The sequence below is a fragment of the Actinophytocola sp. genome (assembly GCF_009379765.1).
In the GTDB taxonomy this organism is placed as follows: domain Bacteria; phylum Actinomycetota; class Actinomycetes; order Mycobacteriales; family Pseudonocardiaceae; genus Actinophytocola.
The window spans coordinates 26,117-45,199 of sequence record NZ_WHTD01000055.1 but is presented as its reverse complement, the minus strand read 5'-3'; the positions used below and the strand labels follow the sequence as shown (position 1 = coordinate 45,199).

The 19,083-nt window shown below is 72.6% G+C and carries 16 protein-coding genes; 6 read left to right on the top strand and 10 right to left on the bottom strand.

The genetic code is table 11. The features are described from left to right. Positions 1-64: 64 nt before the first annotated feature. On the bottom strand, positions 65-1,048 hold the full coding sequence (locus tag GEV28_RS18395) for a hypothetical protein (RefSeq protein ID WP_291413317.1): 984 nt from the start codon (positions 1,046-1,048) through the stop codon (positions 65-67). Positions 1,049-1,186: 138 nt separating this feature from the next. On the opposite strand from GEV28_RS18395, the gene GEV28_RS18390 reads away from it, so the two are divergent. After that, positions 1,187-1,618, top strand: a complete 432-nt coding sequence (locus tag GEV28_RS18390) for a DUF6319 family protein (RefSeq protein WP_291413316.1) — start codon at positions 1,187-1,189, stop codon at positions 1,616-1,618. A gap of 146 nt (positions 1,619-1,764) precedes the next feature. Here GEV28_RS18390 and GEV28_RS18385 read toward each other — a convergent pair whose 3' ends face one another. Then, positions 1,765-2,349 carry a DUF1361 domain-containing protein gene (locus GEV28_RS18385; RefSeq protein ID WP_291413315.1) on the bottom strand — a complete coding sequence of 195 codons (585 nt, stop codon included), beginning with the start codon at positions 2,347-2,349 and terminating at the stop codon, positions 1,765-1,767. 45 nt (positions 2,350-2,394) lie between these two features. On the opposite strand from GEV28_RS18385, the gene mgrA reads away from it, so the two are divergent. Together mgrA and GEV28_RS18375 are read left to right on the top strand one after the other, a co-directional pair. Then, on the top strand, positions 2,395-3,423 hold the full coding sequence (mgrA, locus tag GEV28_RS18380; protein ID WP_291413314.1) for an L-glyceraldehyde 3-phosphate reductase: 1,029 nt from the start codon (positions 2,395-2,397) through the stop codon (positions 3,421-3,423). Beyond that, positions 3,420-4,313: a ribokinase gene (locus GEV28_RS18375; protein ID WP_291413313.1), complete on the top strand. Its 894-nt coding sequence runs from the start codon at positions 3,420-3,422 to the stop codon at positions 4,311-4,313. The genes mgrA and GEV28_RS18375 overlap by 4 nt, the downstream gene beginning before the upstream one ends. Before the next feature lie 73 nt (positions 4,314-4,386). Here GEV28_RS18375 and GEV28_RS18370 read toward each other — a convergent pair whose 3' ends face one another. The 6 genes from GEV28_RS18370 to GEV28_RS18345 form a co-directional block, all read right to left on the bottom strand. Further along, positions 4,387-5,625, bottom strand: a complete 1,239-nt coding sequence (locus GEV28_RS18370; protein WP_291413312.1) for a TIGR02679 family protein — start codon at positions 5,623-5,625, stop codon at positions 4,387-4,389. Then, the gene (locus GEV28_RS18365; protein WP_291413311.1) at positions 5,609-9,760 is read right to left on the bottom strand and encodes a TIGR02680 family protein; all 4,152 of its coding nucleotides are present in this window, start codon (positions 9,758-9,760) and stop codon (positions 5,609-5,611) included. Before GEV28_RS18365 ends, GEV28_RS18370 begins: the two co-directional genes overlap by 17 nt. A 2-nt stretch (positions 9,761-9,762) precedes the next feature. Further along, the gene (locus tag GEV28_RS18360) at positions 9,763-10,956 is read right to left on the bottom strand and encodes a TIGR02678 family protein (RefSeq protein WP_291413310.1); all 1,194 of its coding nucleotides are present in this window, start codon (positions 10,954-10,956) and stop codon (positions 9,763-9,765) included. Beyond that, the gene (locus tag GEV28_RS18355) at positions 10,953-12,524 is read right to left on the bottom strand and encodes a TIGR02677 family protein (protein ID WP_291413309.1); all 1,572 of its coding nucleotides are present in this window, start codon (positions 12,522-12,524) and stop codon (positions 10,953-10,955) included. Before GEV28_RS18355 ends, GEV28_RS18360 begins: the two co-directional genes overlap by 4 nt. Positions 12,525-12,626: 102 nt before the next feature. Next, the gene (locus tag GEV28_RS18350) at positions 12,627-13,589 is read right to left on the bottom strand and encodes a hypothetical protein (protein ID WP_291413308.1); all 963 of its coding nucleotides are present in this window, start codon (positions 13,587-13,589) and stop codon (positions 12,627-12,629) included. A gap of 139 nt (positions 13,590-13,728) precedes the next feature. Next, positions 13,729-14,712 (bottom strand): o-succinylbenzoate synthase, encoded by a 984-nt coding sequence (locus GEV28_RS18345; protein ID WP_291413307.1) that lies wholly within the window; start codon positions 14,710-14,712, stop codon positions 13,729-13,731. 133 nt (positions 14,713-14,845) lie between these two features. Here GEV28_RS18345 and GEV28_RS18340 point away from each other — a divergent pair, with 133 nt between their 5' ends. Beyond that, positions 14,846-16,282 carry an Nramp family divalent metal transporter gene (locus GEV28_RS18340; protein ID WP_291413306.1) on the top strand — a complete coding sequence of 479 codons (1,437 nt, stop codon included), beginning with the start codon at positions 14,846-14,848 and terminating at the stop codon, positions 16,280-16,282. Here GEV28_RS18340 and GEV28_RS18335 read toward each other — a convergent pair. Both GEV28_RS18335 and GEV28_RS42390 read right to left on the bottom strand, forming a co-directional pair. Next, positions 16,279-16,767 (bottom strand): gluconokinase, encoded by a 489-nt coding sequence (locus GEV28_RS18335; protein WP_291413305.1) that lies wholly within the window; start codon positions 16,765-16,767, stop codon positions 16,279-16,281. The two genes, GEV28_RS18340 and GEV28_RS18335, sit on opposite strands and share 4 nt — an antisense overlap. Before the next feature lie 9 nt (positions 16,768-16,776). Then, the gene (locus tag GEV28_RS42390; RefSeq protein WP_367115123.1) at positions 16,777-17,061 is read right to left on the bottom strand and encodes a YbaB/EbfC family nucleoid-associated protein; all 285 of its coding nucleotides are present in this window, start codon (positions 17,059-17,061) and stop codon (positions 16,777-16,779) included. A gap of 66 nt (positions 17,062-17,127) precedes the next feature. On the opposite strand from GEV28_RS42390, the gene GEV28_RS18330 reads away from it, so the two are divergent. Next, complete coding sequence (locus GEV28_RS18330; RefSeq protein WP_291413304.1) at positions 17,128-17,925, top strand: IclR family transcriptional regulator; 798 nt, start codon at positions 17,128-17,130, stop codon at positions 17,923-17,925. Between the two features lie 14 nt (positions 17,926-17,939). After that, positions 17,940-19,082 carry a glycoside hydrolase family 16 protein gene (locus tag GEV28_RS18325; RefSeq protein WP_291413303.1) on the top strand — a complete coding sequence of 381 codons (1,143 nt, stop codon included), beginning with the start codon at positions 17,940-17,942 and terminating at the stop codon, positions 19,080-19,082. Position 19,083: the final 1 nt, after the last annotated feature.

Sequence of the window (19,083 nt, the reverse complement as noted above, 5' to 3'; positions counted from 1 at the left end):
CCGGCAACGCCGCCAGCAGGAAGCTGGGCCGGCGAATCAGGTGACGAACTTCCGGCGGGGGACACTAGTCCCGGGCCGGGAGCTGGGCCCACGCCGAGGTGGCCAGGTCCCGGCCGATCGCGCAGGCGTCCTTGCCGGTCGACGCCGGCACGCTCACCCGCAGCGCCGCGTACTCCCGCAGGTCCCGGCCGAGCCCGAACGGGATGTGTTCGGTGACCACTGTGCACACCAGGAGGTCGCTGGTGCCGATGGCGTCGACCCACGTCGTGCGGCCGGCGATCGGCTCGCTCGGGATCCCGTCCGGCACGCCGGCCACGGTGGGCGAGTTGCCGACCGGGAAGTCCAGCTTCACCGTCGCGGTGTCGCCACCCGTGCGGCCCCAGCGGCACTGGTGCTCCGCGGGGTAGAGGGAGACCCGGTCACCGGTGATGCCCAGCAGCGTGGCGACCTCGTCCGCCGGCAGGAGCCCGCACGCCGACACCCGGGCCAGCGAGTTGTGCGCCGGCTCCCAGTGCCGCACCAGGTTGTTGCCCACCGCGTCGAAGATCCCCTCGGCGCCCGCCTGGGCGAGCGTGCACAACGTCTCCTGCGGCACGGTGTCCAACAGCTCTGCCGTGGCGGTCGCGGACATGGCCGTGTCGTCGGCCAGCAACAGCGCCATCGAGCAGGCGCCGCTGATCTGCGTCGGCACCTCGGCGATCGTGGCTCCCCGGGTCAGCTGCCGGACGTCCCGCCGGCCCGAGGGGAGCGCGTCGACGTGCTGGAGCAGCCCGAGCTCGATGACGGCGTCCGCATCGTCGATCGTCACCGTGATCCGGCACACGTCCATGGTCGGGTCGGCCGGCATCTTCGCCTTGCCGTAGTCGTCGAACGCGAACGGCCCGGTCAGGCTGCAGGGGTTGATCGTGCGGAGGTCGCCGAGCGCGTCGGCGGTGAGCCGGCCGGTGGGCCGGCCGTCGTCCTTCGGGGCGCCTTCGACCCTCGTCGAGCAGCCGGTCAGGACCAGGCCGGCGGTTAGGGCGAACAGGATGAACCGGGCGAATCGCATGTGACACTCCTCCACCGCGTGCACCATACTGGACGATCAACACGGGTGCCGCGGTTCCGCTCGGCCGGGTGCGGATGCGCCGGGTGAACGCATGTTCTAATGTTGCGTCCCGCACGTGTTTCATGACGAAGGAGCCTGATGGTATCCACCCCGAGCGAGGCCAACGCGGACGCGAAGAAGCCGACCGGCGCCCCGGCGCCGGCGGCCGAGTCCACCGCCGACGCGCCGGCCGCCGCCCCGGCGCCGGCCGAGGAGCCGCGCAAGCGCGGGCGCAAGCCCGGCAGCACCGCCCGCAAGACCCGCACCGTCGAGCTGACCCTCACGGTCACCGGCACCATGGACGGTGAGTGGCAGGCCGAGCTGTCCCAGAGCGGCACTCGCATGCTGCAGAGCCTGTCCATCCCGGCCGCCGCCGTGTCCCGAGCGGCCGCCGAGCTGCACGAGGACATCTCCAAGGCCATCGAGAGCGTGCTCGACGCCGCCCGCCAGCAGCACCAGTCGCGGCTGGCCGAGCTCGAGGCCGAACTCACCAAGGTCAAGCAGGCCCTCGCGGACCTCCAGGAGAGCTAGGGGAAGTCCCGTGGATCATCGCGTACGGGTTTGACATGGCTTGGCACAAGCCTCGCGCCGACCAACGCAACCTCAGGGGACCGTGACGCCACCCAGCCACCAACCACGAGAGGTCCGCACCCTCCGCCGGAACGCAACCAACACTTTTAGTCCCGGGGAGGCGGACTAGCGACGATCGCCGGCAGGGCGCGCAGTACTGCCGCCCCGCCGGCGAGCACCGCGAACAGCACCACCAGCACGGCCATCGTCCGGGGCTGCGGTACCGCGAGCACGTCGACCAGCCCACGCGGGTCGGTCACCACGTCCCACGAGTTGAACCGGAACACCCGGCCGAGCACGATCCCCACCGCGCACAGCGCGTGCAGCCCCAGGTCGACCAGCCGCACCGACCGCCGCGGCACACCACGCTCGGCCAGCCACCGCTCGAACCGGACGAGGGACAGCACATAGGCGACGAAGCCCACGCCGATGAGGCAGCCGTACTGCGCGAGCAGCGCCGCCGCCAGCCACGGGTCACCGTGCGTGGCCGCCAGCTCGCCCGGAAGGTGGAGCACGTCGGTCAGCACGTAAGGCGCGTTCGGCAGGAACGCGACGAACACCACGCCACCGGCCCACAGCAGCCATGGCGGGCGGGGCCGGTGACCGAAGAGGAAACGCGCCAGCCCGAGCGGTACCAGCGCGAGCACCAGGTTCCAGCCCATCCAGCCGACGTTGTCCACCAGCTCGGACATACCATGCACGCTACCCGCGACGACAGATCGAGGAGACGCGACAAGATGAGCTTCGGCGCCGCAGCGGACCGCTACGACCAGGTGTCCTACCGCCGCACCGGTGACAGTGGCCTCCAACTCCCGGCGATCTCGCTGGGCCTGTGGCAGAACTTCGGCACCGAGGTCCCGCTCGAGCTGTGCCGGGCGATCCTGCGCCGCGCGTTCGACCGCGGCGTCACCCACTTCGACCTGGCCAACAACTACGGCCCGCCCTACGGCTCCGCCGAGTCGAACTTCGGCGAGGTGATGGCGCAGGACTTCCGCCCGTACCGGGACGAGCTGGTGATCTCCACCAAGGCCGGCTACGACATGTGGCCCGGCCCGTACGGCCAGGGCGGTGGGTCGCGCAAGTACCTGCTCGCGAGCCTCGACCAGAGCCTGTCCCGGATGGGCCTGGACTACGTCGACATCTTCTACTCCCACCGGTTCGACCCGGACACCCCGCTCGACGAGACCATGGGCGCGCTCGCGTCGGCCGTCCAGCAGGGCAAGGCGCTCTACGTCGGCATCTCGTCGTACTCGCCGGCCAAGAGCCGCGAGGCGCACGCGCTGCTCGCCGGCATGGGCGTGCGGCTGCTGATCCACCAGCCCTCGTACTCGATGCTCAACCGCTGGATCGAGCCGGAGCTGCTGGACACGCTCGGCGAGCTCGGCGTCGGCTGCATCGGGTTCTCGCCGCTCGCGCAGGGCATGCTCACCGACCGCTACCTCGACGGCATCCCCTCTGGCTCCCGCGCCAGCCGGGACGGCTCGCTGTCGAAGGACATGCTGAGCGAGGCGAACCTGGACCGGATCCGCGCGCTGAACGAGATCGCGAAGGGCCGCGGGCAGACCCTGGCGCAGCTCGCGCTGTCCTGGACACTGCGCGACCCGCGGATGACCTCGACGCTCGTCGGCGCGTCGAGCGTGCGCCAGCTGGACGACAACCTTGCGGCACTGGACACCCTCGCCTTCACCGACGCCGAGCTGGCCGAGATCGACCGGCATGCGGAGGACCGCGGCATCAACCTCTGGGCGCGGTCTTCCGCCCAATGATCGCCGTGGTCGGAAGCTGCAACGTCGACTTCGTCATTCCGGTGGCCGCGTTGCCGGCGCCGGGGGAGACCGTCCTTGGCGGCGACCACCTGCGCACGCCCGGCGGCAAGGGCGCCAACCAGTCGGTGGCCGCGGCCCGCCTGGGCAGTCCGGTCGCCTTCGTCGGCTGTGTCGGTGACGACGAGCTGGCCGCCACGATCACCGGCGCCCTGTCCGGCTCCGGCGTGGACCTGTCGTGGCTGCGCCGGGTGCCGGCCGCGTCGAGCGGGATCGCGCTGATCACGGTCGCGGAGGGCGGCGAGAACACCATCGCGGTGAGCCCGGGAGCCAACGCCCGGCTGGGCGTGGCGGACATCTCCGGGGCGGCCGACCTTCTCTCCGGGGCCGCGGTGACGCTGGTGCAGCTGGAGATCGCCCCCGAGGTGGTGTCGGCCGCCGTGTCGGCCGCGGGCGGGCAGGTGGTCCTGAACCCGGCCCCGGCCCGCGCACTGCCCGCGGGCCTGCTGTCCGAAGTGGACGTCTTGGTCCCGAACCGTTCGGAGCTCGGGTTCCTGACGGGGAATCCTGAGCCCACGACGATCGGCGAAGCCGCCGTGCAGGCCCGCTCGCTGCCGGTCCCGGCCGCGGTGGTCACCCTGGGCTCGGACGGCGCCCTGGTTGTCCAGAACGGACAGACCATGCACGTCCCCGCGATCGAGGTGGCGGCGGTGGACGCCACCGGTGCCGGCGACGCCTTCTGCGGCGCGCTGGCCGACGGTCTGGCCCGTGGCCGGTCGCTGGTGGACGCGGCGCACTGGGCGGTGCGGGTGGCCGGCATCTCGACCACCCGCTGGGGCGCCCAGTCCGGCATGCCGACCCGCGATCAGGCCAAGCGGACCCCGATGCCCTGAACGACGCGCTCAGGGCGTTGAGCGTCCCGAAAGCGTCGTTCAGGGCATCGCTCGACGACGGGAGCTGGGACGGTCAGGCTTCGCTGAGGTCGTCGACCAGGTCGTCGATGACGTGCTCCTCGTCGACGGCGGTGCCGGTCGCGGCCATCGCGCTGGTGAGCTCGGCATCCCAGGCCGCCGCCGTGGGCGGCCCGGTGAGCGTCCGGCCGGACCAGCTCGCGGCGGCGTCGCGGTAGTCGGCCGCGCCGAACCGCCACGGTCGTGCCGCGGTGCGGCCGAAGATCGTGTTGCCGATGCGCAGGCCGCCCCAGTCGAAGTCGCCGTGGTACCTGAGCTCCGCACCGGCGGCGGCCACCGCCCGCAGCAGCACCATGACCGCGGCACCCGGCTGGCCCCTCGTGCAGATCAGGGGTGCGCACCGGGCGCCGAGCCGACTCGCGGCCGCGGCGACGACCGCCGGGTTCTCGCAGACCGACACGACCCGACCGCGCAGGCGCAGCCGCGGTGGATCGGTGACCAGCTGGCGCAGGGTGAGCACGGCCGGCTGCCCCGACTCGCCGAGCGCGCCCAGCATCCGGCCGGTCCCGGTGTCCGGGTCGCCGGGCAGGCCGACGCACAGCGCCGTGCTCGACAGCTCGTCGCGCAGCAGCCCCACCGACGCCCACACCTCCCGCCGCCATTCGGCACCCGAACCGTCCGGAAATGCCCGCAGCGAACGCGCCGCGCCGAGCACGAGTGTCGTCAGTGGACGGTCGTCGTCCAGGTCGTGTGCGCCGCGGAGGACCCGTGCGGCGAACTGGCCGATCGGTTCGCCGGAACCGGGCAGCGCGGTCAGCACCTTCGCGAGATCGGCGAGCAGGCCGGCCGCGGTCGCCGGGTCCGGTGCGAGCCGCCGCACGAGACCGGTCGCCCTGATGCCGGCCAGCCAGCCCGCCAAGTCCGCCCCGATCACCGCCTCGACCGGCTCGAACACCCGCCGCCACGCCGCTTCCAGCTCGTCGGCCTCGGCGACCCGGTCGGTGACCGGCCCGTGCAGCGCCACGACCGCGACGGCCAGGCCGTCCGGGCAAGCCCCCGAGCGCCGCACCACCTCGTCGACCGACACCAGGGAGACCGTCAGCGCGGTGCCGTCCCGCTGCGGGCGGCCGAGCAGCCGCTGCACGGCGAGCCGCTGCTCCCGGGTCGCGTCGCGCAACGTCACCGACGTGGTGAGCGGCTCCCTGCGCGCCATCCGCTTGCGTACCCGGTCGACCAGCCAGCGGATGTCCTCGCCACCCAGCAGCCGGGCCAGCCGCTCACGGTCGGTCGGCACCCCACGGGCCTTCCTGCTGTTGCGCCGCCACCGAAGCGGCCGGCGCGGCCGGCGTGGCCGCCGGCAGGGCGTGCGGGCGTGGTTGCTCGGTCCTCGACCGACCGTCCCAGCGCCAGTTGGTCACCAGCACGGCCGCCACGTCGTCGGTTCGGGACAGCTGGGCGATGGACAGGCCCGGGACCTCCGGGTAGCAGCCCCACTCGCGCTCACTCGTCATCACGACGTCCAGGTCGAACGCGGCGAGCAGCCCGAGGTACTTGGCCCGCGCGTTGTCGTCGACCCCGGCGAACGCCTCGTCGAGCGTGACGAGCCGGGGCGCGTGCGGGTTGCCGGCGGACTCGTAGTGCGCGGACGCGGCGGCGAACAGCGGCACGCTCGCGGCGAGCACCCGCTCCCCACCGGACGCGGGGCCGGTAGCCGACCGCCACTGTCCATTTTGGTGCCGCTGGATGACGAACCTGTTCCAGGCGCGGTAGTCCAGCGCCGCCGTCAGGTGCTCCAGCCAGGTACCGGACGGGTCACGCAGGCGCACGTCGGCGATGCGCGCCTGCAGGAACTCACCCACGGCCGCCCGGTCGGACTCCGACCAGGCGTCGGCGGTCTGCCGGAGCAGCCGTTCCCTGGCCGCGTCCAGCCCCGCCGGCCCGTCCTCCCTGGGCCGCCACACCAGGCGCAACCGCATGCCGGTGCTCGTCGGCCGGTCCGCCAGCTCCGAGTTCATCGTCGCCACCTGGCGCTCGGCCTCGGTGATCAGGTCCTGGAGCGTGCTGGCGACCTCGTTGACCAGGTGGTTCTCCAGCACCACCCGCTCCCGCTCGTCGAGCAGTCGCTGCCGGTCGGCGACCTCGACCGCCAGGGCCTCGGCGAGCTCCGGGACGGACAGCGCCCGGCCGCGGAACACGACGTCGACGACGATGCCGTCCTCCTGCAGCCGGGCCGACGCGGTGTTTCCCTGGCTGGCCAAGGTGTCCGTGAGGGTCTTGAGCTCGTCGGTGACCCGGCGCTGCGCGCGGTCCCAGGTGTTGTCGTCATCGGCGACGTCGGCCAGCTCGCTGTCGAGCTGGCGGGCGAGCACGACGGTCGGTGTCGGCGCCCACGAGTCGGCCGGGTCGGGCACCGCCAGGTCCGGCAGCGCGACGGTCAGCAGCCCGGTCGCGCCGAACCGGCGCATCGACTCGGTCTCGGCGGCGCGGTCATCGGTCGCCCGGCGCAGCTGCTCGGTCAGCTGCTCTCGCAGCCCGGACGCCTTGCCGCGCTCGTCGACCGCGCCGTCCCGCTCGCGCGCCGCGGTCTTGTTCTCCTCGCCGACGCGGCGGAGCCGCGCACCGATGTCGCCGAGCTGCCGCTGGAGCTCGGCGACCGCCGTCCCGACGGTCGCCCGAAGCGTCCGGTGGCGCTCGTCGGCGGCCTCGGCCTCGGTGGTGGCTTCGACGGCGTGCTCGCGGTCGTCCTCGTTCTCCGCCGTCGCCGCGGCGACCTCCGCCGCCAGCTCTGCGGCCCGGCGCCGCGTCTCGCGAACGGACCGGACCGCGGGCCACAGCCCGGCGATCTCCACCCGGTAGCGGTTCAGCGCGGCCGCCACCTCGCCGAGCGACGCCCGGTCGTCGGGCAGGTCCAGCTCCGCGGCCGTCTCCGCGAGCGTGCGCCGCGCCTGCTGCTCGCCGTGGACCGCGCGGGACAGCGTCTGGTCTGCCTCGGCCTGCCGGCGGCCGAGCTTGTCGTGCTCGCGGGCCAGGGTCAGCACGTCGGCGTGGGCGTTGCGCACGGCGTCGTCGCCCGGAACGGCCGCGACCTCGCCGGCCGCGGTGCTCCGGCGGCGGGCGAGCGCGGCGCGTTCCTCCGCGTAGCCGGCGAGCTCGGCGTCCACCGCCGCGATATCCCTCTGCAGGAACGCGATCCGCTGCCGGCGGGACGCCTCCCTGGCCCCACGGCCGACGTACTCAGCCGCGTCCTTGCTCCACCGTCCGCTGAGGACACCGAGACCGAACCGGCCGTCCTGGGCCACCCACGTCTCGCCGTGCTCGTGCTCGCCGAGGCCGATCGCGGCGAGCACGGCCGTGACCGTCTCGTCGGCCACGGCGGCCGCCCCCGGCTCGTCGCGGTCGACGGCCGGGACCAATGCCCCGGTGAGGCCGCGGGTCGGGCGCGGCGCGGTGGTCGCCCGCACCAGGACGTCGTTCGTGTCGGCCGAGGTCACCACCCCGTCCGGCGACACCCATGCGTCGAGGATGCCCGCCGCCTCGAGCGCCGCCTCGAGCCCGGCGCGGTCGGCGTCGCTCACCGCCGGCGCGAAGTCGGTGAGCCGCCACAGCGGGGCACCCGCGCGGTGCGCGCGGGCCGCCGGATCGCGGGTGTACGGTGCGGGCGGCGCCGTGTCCTCGCCGGCTTCGAGCGCCGCCAGCTCCGTGGCGAGCCCGGCGCGCCGGGTCCGCGCCGTGTCCTCGACCTGGTCGAGCCGCGCCTCCTCCGACGCGTGGCGACGTGCCGCGTCGTGCCCGGCCGCCTCCACCGCGGCCCGGCCGGGGTTCGCCCCGTCCTGGGTGTGCACCCACAGCTCCAGCGCGGCGAGCGCGCCGGCCGGGTCGGCGACGGTCAGCTCGGTGAGGCCGTCGAAGTGGCCGCGGGTGGCGGCGACCAGCTCCGCGCCGGCCGACGAGACGGCCGCCTCGGCCGCCTCCCGCCGCTCGGCGAGGTCCACGGCGTCGTCGGCCAGCGAGGCCACCGCGCCGCGCGCGTCGGTGACCGCCTCTGTGGCGCCGGCCAGCGCGGTGACCAGCCCTTCCACATGGCGAACCGCGCCCTCCTGCCGCGTCGCGATCGTGTCGGCCTCGGTGCGCAGCCGGGCGAGCGCCCGGTCGTCCGCGCCGTCGAGGTGCGCGTCGACCTGCTCGCGGTGCACGCGCCCGACCCGACCCGCGTCCGCCGCGTCCTGTGTGGACACTCGGGCGGCGGCGACGGTCGCCAGCTCGGCGGCCAGTTCCTCGACGACCCGCGCCTGTTTCGCCGCCGCGGTGGTCATCCGGTCGCCGGACTGGACGGCCTGCCGAGCGGCGCGCTCCGCGGCCTTGGCGAGTGCGGCGGCCTTCTCGGCGGCGCGGGTGAGCTCCAGCTGGCTGCGCATCTCCGGGCTGGCGCGCAGCGCCTCGTCGCGGGCGCGGAGCTTCGTCCCCTCCAGATCCAGGGCGCCCAGCCGCTCGTCGACCGACCCGATGCGCGTCTCGGCGGCGGTATACCGGGCCTCGGCGTCGCGCAGGCCGGCGTTGACCGACTCGTAGGCCGACTGCGCCCGGCGCACCAGCGCGCTCCGGCGCCGCGCCGCGATCCGGGCGTACCGGCGGTAGTGGCCGAGGAACGTCGTCGCCGCGGTCCGCGCCCTCGTCATCGCGTCCAGCTCGGACCGGTCCTCCTCCAGGCTCCGGAAGGCCTCCGCGACGTCGGCGAGAACCGCCTGGTCCAGCGGCGGCAGCGCCTCGGTGAGCGCGTCGGACAGCGCCTTCTCGCTGGGGCGCTTGGAAAGCTGCGGCTGGCGCAGCTGGACCAGCAGGTCGACCAGGGCGCCGTAACGCTGCTCGCCGAGCCCGAACAGTGCTTCGTCGACCGCCCGCCGGTAGGCCCGCGCGGTCTCGAACACGGTGCCGTCGGTGCCGAGCGCGTCGGCGAGCCGGTCGCGGGGCAGCGCCGTTCCGGTCGCGTCGACCACTTCGAGTCCGGCTCCTGGGCGCAGCGAGGTGACGAAGAACCAGTGCCGGGCGATACCGCGCCCGGACACGGCTTTCATCCCGCAGCCCAGCGTGCGGAACTCAGGTGTGCCGTCGTCGGCGAGCCGGCCGAACTCGAGCCACGTGTAGCCGAGGCGCTCGGGGAACGGGTGCGCGCCGCCGAGCAGCAGGTTCCACTCCATCCGCTTCTTCGGGTCGGCGTCGGGCTCCACCCGGTGCGGTGAGAGCTCGCCGTCCAGCAGGAACGGGAGCATCAGCGCGAGAACCTTCGACTTGCCGGTCCCGTTGTTGCCGCGCAGCAGCAGCCGGCCGTCGTGGAACCAGAACTCCTCGGCGTCGTAGTAGAACAGGTCGACCAGGCCCGCGCGCAGCGGTTGCCAGCGCTTCCTGTTCGGTGCGGGCAGCGGGCGGTTCATGCCTACCTCGTCACGGTGATGGTCGGCGCGGTCACGGCGTAGCGGCTCAGCGCGGGCCGGGTGTGGACGACCTCGCCCGCGCGGTCGACGAGCCGCAGCGCCTCGAGCCGGGCCAGCGCCTTGTCGACCAGTTCGGCCTCGGCTCCCGGTTCGGTGGCGTTGCGGCGCCAGTAGGTGCGGTGCTCCCGGGCGAGCTCCCTCGTGTGCGCGCGGAGGTCGGCCAGCGGGACCGGCTCGCCCGACCGTGCGGTGAGGTACTCGGCGATCAGCAGCGTCGCGTGCCCCTCGGTGCCGCTCTCCGGCATCCGGACGTCGGTGAGGTCGTCGGCCGGGTCGACCATGGCGATGCCCTCCGCCCTGATCTCGGCGGCGAGCCCGGTGAGCTCGGTGATCCGCGAGGTGATGGCATGCCGTTGCCCGGTGAGGTAAGCGAGCTCCGCCTCGTCCAGCTCGGCGTAGTACAGCACCGGCTCGTCGAGCAGACGCCGGGTGAGCCGGTGGCGCAGCCGCTGGTTGCGCAGCTCGTCGGTGGTCGGCTCCAGCTCCCCGGTCAGCTCGCGCAGCCGCTTGTCGAAGGTGTTGGCGTCCACTGTGGACGGACCGCGGGGGCTGGCGAGCAGCGTGGCCAGTACCCGCCGGTCGACGTCGTAGAGCGCGTCGCCGGCGTCCTTGACGAAGGCGTCCTCGTCGCCGGCCACGTGGGCGAGCACACCGAGGTCGAGCAGCAGCCGCACGACGGCGACGAGGTCGCCGCGCTGCTCCCGGTTGCCGAGGGTGAACTCCACCCCCGCCGCGGCCAGGGCCGGGTCGGCCGCACCGAGCACGATGTGCTCCGCCAGCCGGCCCAGGGTGATCTGCGCGTCGGCGCGGTCGAGCGCGGCCAGTGCGAGGCATGCCAGCACGTAGCGCCTGCGGTGGAACGGCAGGTGGGTGCGGACGTCCCGGGCCGGGTGCGTGTGGTCCGTGCCCACCGGCACCTTCACCAGCCGCGCGACCTCGCTGTCGACGTGCAGCCGCCAGCCGGTGTTGCGGTCGAACCAGTCGCGTAGCTCGCCCGCGTGCCGGCGCACCAGCACAAGTGCGTCGCCGCCCGGCCCGCGAGCGCGCAGCACCGGACGCTTGAGCAGCGCGCGGGCCGCCCGGCGCAGGTCGTCGGCGCGGGATGCGTCCAGTGCCTCGGACAGCGAGGCCCTCATGCCGACCGCTCGTGGACGCTGTCGATGGTGCTGTCGGTGGTGCGGTCGATGATGTGCACCATGTGGTCGGGTCCGTGGAACTCGCCGTGCGGTGTGACGATCGTGGCCGTTTCGCCGGAGTCCAGCGCGGTCAGCCGGATCTCCATGCTTCCGTCCGAAGTGGACGTCGTGACGCTGCGCCGGCCGGGGGTCCGCGCGGCCAGCGCGTCGCCCAGCAGGCCGAGGAACAGCGCGAACGCGTCGGCCGGCAGCTCGCCGACATCGGCGAGCCGGATCGGGTGCGCCGTGGCGAGTGCCGCGCGGGCGGCCGCGGTCTCGGCGGTCTGGCGGGCGGCGGTCTCGGCGAGCCGCAGGCGCAGCTCCGAGCGGTCCACCACGCGGTTCGGCCGGCCCCGTCGCTCGTAGCTGCCGGTCTTGCGCAGCCGGGGGCTGATCTCCAGCGGGGGCGCGTCCGCCCATTGGGTCGTGGCCGGGATCGGGTCGTCCGCGCGGGCGGCGAGCGTGTCGGCGTCGACCGACATGTGCCGGGCCGGGTTGAGCCCGAATGCCGCGCGCCACAGCCGGTGCGTCGCGGCCTCGTCCGGCGCCTCGGCGAACCAGAGCGCGAGGGTGCGGAAGTCGGCAGACCGGTCCGAGCGGCCCGCCCGGCGCTCGTTGAGCGTGGCCACGACCTGCAGGAGCTGCGGGATCGCCGCGCGGGCCTGGGACCGGAGCAGCTTCGCCTGGCTCGGGTGCTGGGGTTCGCTGATGAACCACCCGCGGAAGCCGCGCCACCGCTCGGCCCACAGCGTCCGCCCGCGCTCGTACTCCGCGCGCCGGGGATCGTCGGCCCCCTCGGTGTCGCCGGGGGCGGCGTCCGCCGCCTCGCGCCAGGCGGCGAGGTCGAGCAGGTCGCCGATGCCTTTCCCGGCGCCCTCGCGTTCGAGGTCGGCGACCAGCTCGGCGATCTCCGCGCCGGTCGCCACCAGGTCGGCGATGAAGCGCTGCAGGTAGTCGATCAGCCGGTCCTTGTAGGCGCGGAAGGCGTCCGCGTCGGCGTCGTGCAGGTCGATCGAGCGTTGCAGCGAACCCATGAACGCCTGGGCGTTGCTCGCGAGGTCGGTGAACCGGTCGACCAGCCCGCGCAGCAGCAGGTACACCTTGGCCGGGTCGGGGTCGGCGAGCAGCTCCCGCAGCGCACGGAGCTGGGTGGCGATGTCGATGAGCGCGACCGCCTGCAGCGCGCCGCGCCGGCCGAGCGCCTCGTCGTAGGTCGCCAGCGCGTCCTCGACCGCCTCGCCGGCCCTGGTCAGCTGGTAGAGGTAGCGGGCCCGGTGGAAGTCCTCGACCGTGGTGACCCGGCTCGTGTCCGGGTCCGAGCGCAGGTTGCCCCAGCTCTCCAGCTTCTCCAGCGCGTCGGCGACCGCGGCCAGGTCGGTCGACGAGTCGAGCGTGTCGTGCACGTCCTCCGGGCGCAGGTGCACGATGAACCGGCGCTTCGCGGCCACGAAAGCGAGCATCACCTGGCGATACAGCTCGGCGTTGGGCGCGGTGAGATAGCTGAACGGCTTGAGGTCACGTTCGCGCACCGCCAGAGGGTATCGAGGCCCCCCGACAGTCCCGCGGAGCACATGCCCTGAACGACGCTCTTAGGACGCTCAACGTCTCGAGCGCGTCGTTCAGGGCACGGGTCAGCTCGCTCGGGGTCGGAGGTGGACGGGTGGTCTGGGGCGGGCTTCGGCGGCTCGGTAGGCGGCGACCAGCTCGGCGGCGACGGCGTCCGGCTCGTTACGCAACCGGTTGGGCACGGTCTGCACGACGACGACGCCGGCCGCCGCATACCTGGCGTTGCGGCTCACCGTGTCGGCGTAGTCCGCGCGCCGGAAGTGGAACTCGAAGGAGTCGATCTCCCAGGCCAGGCCGACCTCGTCGCACCATGCGTCCGGGGTGGCGACGTACGCGCCGTGGTCGTGGTGCAAGGGCATGTTCCACACGGGCTGAGGCAGGCCGGTGCGGCGCCAGACCCGCATCGCGTCGATCTCCGCGACCGACCGCGCGCCGGCTGTGACGTCCTTGAGCACCTCCCGGGGAATGGCCGTTCCTCGCTGGCTGCCCATCTCCAGCTCGTGCAGCAGCCAATGCGGATGCAGTCCGCCGCGCTGGACGGCCTCGGTGAGGAGCGCTCGGACCGGGTCGAATGCCTTGAGCCGGCGGCACGCGTCGAGAACGGACCTGGTCAGTGGTGCGAGCGGTACACCGTCGCGGACCACCTGTTCCGGGAGTCGTCTGGTCCGTTCGATGACCACGTAGCCGCTGCTGTGCACCTTGCGCCCGTCCGGCACCAGCAGGTGCACCCGCTCGTCCGCCGGGGTGTTCCGCAGCCCGTGTCGCGTGCACGCCTCCAGTCCGGTGACCAGCGCGTCCGGCCCGGCGTACAGCAACGCGGCTTCGGTCAGCTGCCGCCTGGTCGGATCCATGTTGCCGAGCAGCAGGACGCCGGGCAGCGGTCGCTGCCACGGCCCTCCTGGCACGCACCGGCGGTACGCGGTCCGTGGCGGCACACCCAGCTCCGCGAGGGTCGCCACCCGGATCGCTCCGTGCCGGCTCGCCTGCTGCAGCACCTGCTGATCGTCCGCCCAATGTCCCCTTCGCATGACCCGATGGTCGGTCGCGCGCACGCCCAGCAACACCCCTCCGCCCAACCTGTGGACAAGTCCAATGCCCTGAACGACGCGCTCGAGACGTTCAACGTCCCGAACGCGTCGTTCAGGGCATGCGGCAAGGGGCTCGTCGTCAGTCGAGGATGCGGCCCTGCTCGACCAGCCGGGCGAGCCGGTCGTGCCACCACGCCGCCCGCGCGGGGTCGGCGATCGCGTAGCGGTCCAGCAGCTCGGGGTCGGGTGTGGGCGGCACCGGCGCCACCGGCAGGTACCCGTCCACCGGCCGCAGCGACCGCGCCTCGCCCACCACGTCCGACGTCAGCAGCGACAGGGTCCCGAGCCCGCACGCGAAGTCCAGCTCCGGCAACGCGCCGGCGAGCGCCAGCCCGGCCGCGAGCCCGACGCTCGTTTCCAGCGCCGAGGACACCACGCACGGCAGCCCGCACGCCTCCGCGACCCGCAACGCCCGCCGCACCCCGCCGAGCGGCGTGCACTTGATCACCGCGATGTCCGCGGCCTCCGCGACGGCCACCCGCAGGGGATCCGACGCCCGGCGGATCGACTCGTCGGCGGCGATCCGCACGTCGACCCGGCGGCGCACCGCGGCCAGCTCGTCGATCGTCGGGCACGGCTGCTCCACGTACTCGAGCCCACCCGCGGCCCGGTCCAGCGCGGGGATCACCGTGGCGGCCGTGTCGACGTCCCACGCCCCGTTCGCGTCGCAGCGCACCGCACCCGAGGGGCCCAGCGCGTCGCGCACCGCCGCGAGGCGCTCGATGTCCGCGGCGAGCGGGCCCTCGGCCACCTTGACCTTGACCGTCCGGCAGCCTGACGTGGCGGCGATCTCGTGCGCCCGCTCCGGCTCGACCACCGGCACCGTCGCGTTGATCGGCACCCGCCCACGCACCGGGTCCGGCCAGCCGACCGTGCACGCCTCGATGGCCGCGGTCAGCCAGGACGCCGACTCCCGGTCGTCGTACTCGGCGAACGCGGAGAACTCGCCCCACCCGGCAGGGCCCTCGATGAGCATGCCCTCACGCACGTCGATCCCGCGGAACCTGGTGGCCATCGGGATGGCGAACGTCCGTGCGGTGGGAAAGTCGATCATCGTCTTCATCAGTACCGGACGCTACCCGATCACGCCCCACGCCGAACGACGACCAGGACAAACATCTGTCCACAAAGGATCATTAGGTCGTCGGGGCGGAACCATGGATAAAATTCCCCAACAGACCCTGTGGTGAAAGGGGATGAAAGTGACCAGGCAGCACGATGACGTGACATCCTCGGTCGTCGACCGGTTTCCCGCAAAACACCTGGCAAAACCGGAGCTCCGGCCGTTACCGGAGCCGCCGACCTCGACCTGGCGCATCATCGGTCCCGGCATCATCGCCGCCGGTGTGGGGTTGGCGTCCGGCGAGTTCATCCTCTTCCCGTACATCGCTTCGCAGGTCGGGCTGGTGTTCGTGTGGGCGGCACTCGTCGGCCTCGTCACGCAGTTCTTCCTGAACATGGAGATCGAGCGCTACACGCTCGCCACCGGCGAGACCGCGCTCACCGGGTTCAGCCGGTTCTGGCGGCACTGGGGCCTCGTGTTCGCGATCCTCACGATCCTCGCCAACCTGTGGCCCGGCTGGGCGACCAGCTCGGCCACGCTCGTCACCTACCTGTGGGGCGGTGACGTCACGTGGATCACCGTCGGCATGCTGGTCGCCATCGGGCTCATCCTGACCCTCGCGCCGGTGGTCTACGTCGTGCTGGAACGCGCGGAGATGCTGAAGGTCGCGGCGGTGCTGGTACTGCTGATCGTCGGCGCGTTCGTCGCCATCTCCGCCAAGGCATGGGGTGACGTGCCACAGATCGTGACGCAGGCTAGTGTCCCCACCGAGCTCGGGTTCGCCCTCCTGCTCGGCGCGTTGGCGTTCGCGGGCGCGGGCGGTGGGCAGAACCTGGTGCAGAGCAACTGGATCCGGGACAAGGGCTTCGGCATGGGCCGCTACGTGCCGCGGATCAAGAGCCCGGTCACCGGCAAGCCCGAGGCCGCGCCGAGCACGGGCTTCATCTTCGAGCCCACCGACGAGCACATGGGCCGCTGGCGGTCGTGGTGGCGGTTCGCGAACCGGGAGCAGCTCTACACGTTCGTGCTCATCACGTTCGTGTCGATCCTGTTCACGTCGCTGCTCGCGTACTCGACCGTGTACGGCCGCGACGACCTGCCCAACGGCATCGGCTTCCTCGAGATCGAGGGCAACGTCCTGAGCGAGACGGTCGGCAGCTGGTTCGGCACGTTCTTCTGGATCATCGGTGCGCTCGCGCTCTTCGCCGCCGCACTGGGCATCGTGGACTACACGAGCCGGCTCGTGGCCGACGTCGTCAAGACCTCCTATGCGCAGAAGGCGAAGGAGAGCTACATCTACTTCGGCATCGTGTGGGGTCTGGTGCTCGTCGGGTGCGTCATCGTGCTCGTGGGCTTCGCGCAGCCACTGATCCTGCTGGTGATCTCCGCGTGCGTCGGCGGTCTGATGATGTTCATCTACTCGGGCCTGCTGATCCTGGTCAACCGCCGGGTGCTGCCGGAGGAGATCAAGATCCGGGGCGGTCGCCTGGCCGTGCTGGGCTGGTCGATGGCGCTGTTCGGCGTGCTGAGCATCCTGACGATCATCGACCAGGGTTCGAAGCTGTTCTAGTCCTGTATGGACCGTGCGGCGGCGGTCACGAGGTCGTCGACGGGCGCGTCGAGGTCGAGCACGGCCCCGCGCTCGTCGGCATCGAGTGGCTCCAGCGCGGCGAACTGCGAGTCGACGAGCGCCTCGGGCATGAAGTGCCCGGCCCGGCCGGCGACCCGCCGCCGCACGGTCTCCTCGTCCCCGTGCAGGTGCACGAACTCCACGTCCGGCGCCTTCTCCCGCAGCGTGTCCCGGTATGCGCGCCGCAGCGCGGAACAGGTCACCACCGCGCCCGTGCCCGCATGCTCGGCGAGCCACGCGCCGATGGCCAGCAGCCACGGCAGCCGGTCGGCGTCGTCGAGCGGAGTGCCGGCGGCCATCTTGGCGACGTTGGCCGCGCTGTGGAAGTCATCGGCATCCGCGTACGGCACGTTCAGCCGCCGCGCGAGCGCCTCGCCGACGGTCGACTTCCCCGACCCGGTCACTCCCATGACGACGACGAGCATGCGTCCACCCTAGGCACCGGCGGGCTCTTCGTGGTCGTCGAGGCGCGCCCGCGCGGCATCGACCCGCGCGGAGGCAGGGCGCTGCGCGTCCTGGACGGTGCGCGTCACCAGCGGTCCCAACGCCTCGGGCTTGTGCGCGGATGCCTTGGCGGAGAAGGAGATGCCCTGCAGCGCGCCGGTGGGCGAGAGGGTGACGGTGACGGCACCGCCGGTCGTCGTCGCCGTGGCGGTCGTGGCGGCGGCTGGTGCGGGTGGCGAACCGGTGTGAGGGTGTAGTTTCCGGCAATGTTTGATTGACCGGTTGTCGTCAACCGCCTATGATCGACGGATATTGCAATCCTAGTTGCAGGATCGAGGACAATGGCCGTCGATAGTGGGACCAACCAGTCGGTCGAGCGGGCCGCTCAGCTTCTGACGGCTCTGGCCGACGCCGGGCATGTCCGGGTACGGGCCTCTGATCTCGCCACTGCCGCAGGGCTCGGGCTCTCCACGGCCTCCCGGCTGCTCGCCACCCTCGAGGGGCTCGGCTTCGTGGAGCGGGATCCCGTCACCTCGCTCTATCGGCTCGGGCCGCTGGCCATGAAGGTCGGCGGCGCGGCCGCCAACCAGTCGCCCGTGCACCGGGAGGCCCGGCAGGTCGTGCAGAACCTCGCGGCCCGGCTCGGGCTGGGGGTCAACGTCGCGCGGCGGCACGGGGATCGGCTCGTCTACCTCGTCAACGCCGAGGGGCAGCTCGCGCCCCGCTCGTTCACCCTGCTGGGGCAGACCAACCCACTGCACGCCACCGGGCTCGGCAAGTGCCTTCTCCTCGGCATGTCGGCCACGGATCGGCGTGAGCTGTTGGGGGACGAGCTCACCGCCTTCACCGCCAAGACGATCACCACGCGGAACAAGCTCGAAGCGGAGCTTTCGGCCGCGGTCAAGCAGGGCTACGCCACCGAGGTCGAGGAGCTCGCCCTCGGCCGGGCGTGCGTCGCCGCGCCCGTTCGGGACCGGGGCGGCCAGGTGGTGGCCGCCGTGTCGGTGTCCGGCTCACTGTCCGCTTTGGACCTCGGCGCCCGGCGGGACGAGCTGGCGCAGACCGTCGTGGAGACCGCCGACACCATCAGCACCGCACTCGGCTACACGGCTTCGACACTGTCCGCGTTACAAGCCTGACAAAGGAGTCCAGGATGAGGCGCGCCATCACGGCAGTCATAGTGACAGCGGCGACGGTCACCGCGGCCGCACCGGCCGGCGCCGACCCACCGACCACCGGCTACGCCCTCGTCTTCAGCGACGAGTTCAACGGCACCGCCCCCGACACCGCCAAGTGGAACTTCCGCACCGACGTCAAGGCCGGCAGCGCCCAGCTCGCGCGCAACGTCACCGTCGCGAACGGCGTGATGACCATCAACCTCAAGCAGGAAGCCGTGCAGGGCAAGAACTGGACCGGCGGCGGCCTCGTCAGCAAGCGCGCCTTCCGGTACGGCTACTACGAGACCCGCGCCAAGATCGCCACCGTCGGCGGCTGGCACACCTCCTTCTGGCTCCAGGCCGGCAACGGCACCACCACCTTCCCGCCCGAGCAGCGCACCGAGATCGACGTCCTCGAGAACGACTCGGCCAACCAGCGCACCGTCCACAGCGGAGTCATCACCTGGAAGGGCAGCGGCGTCCACGGGCCCATCAGCCCTGGCACCACCTACGACTCCGGGCTCGACCTGCGCCAGTGGCACACCTACGGCGTGGACTGGTCGGAGACGAGCGCCAAGTACTATGTGGACGGTGTGCTCCGCTACACCGCGCCGTACTCGCCGAGCCAGTGGACGCACGACTACCTCAACGTCTGGCTCACCAGCATCGCCTACCCGGAGTCCGCCAGCGGCCCGTCCGTCGCCCAGTTCGACTACGTGCGCTACTGGCAGAAGGACTACTACCTCGACAACGACGGCCCCGCCGCGTACGGCTACAGCGAGACCGGCACCTGGCTCGACTCCGCCCTCGCCGGTTGGAACTACGGCTCGCCCAGTCGCTACGCCACATGCCACGCCATCGGCAACACCGCCACGTGGCGGCCCAACCTCAACACCGCCGGCACCTACCAGGTCTCCGTCCACAAGATCGCACACTCGGGCAGCGACCCCAACGGCCGCTACGACGTCGTCCACAATGGAGCGACGAGTACGACCTACGTCAACGGCACCAACGGCGCCAGCGGGTGGGTGTCGCTCGGCACCTACAGCTTTCCCGCCGGCACCAGCGGGTACGTCAAGCTGACGGCCAGCGGCACCGGCTGCGCCCGCGCCGACGCCGTCAAGTTCGTCCGCGCCTGAG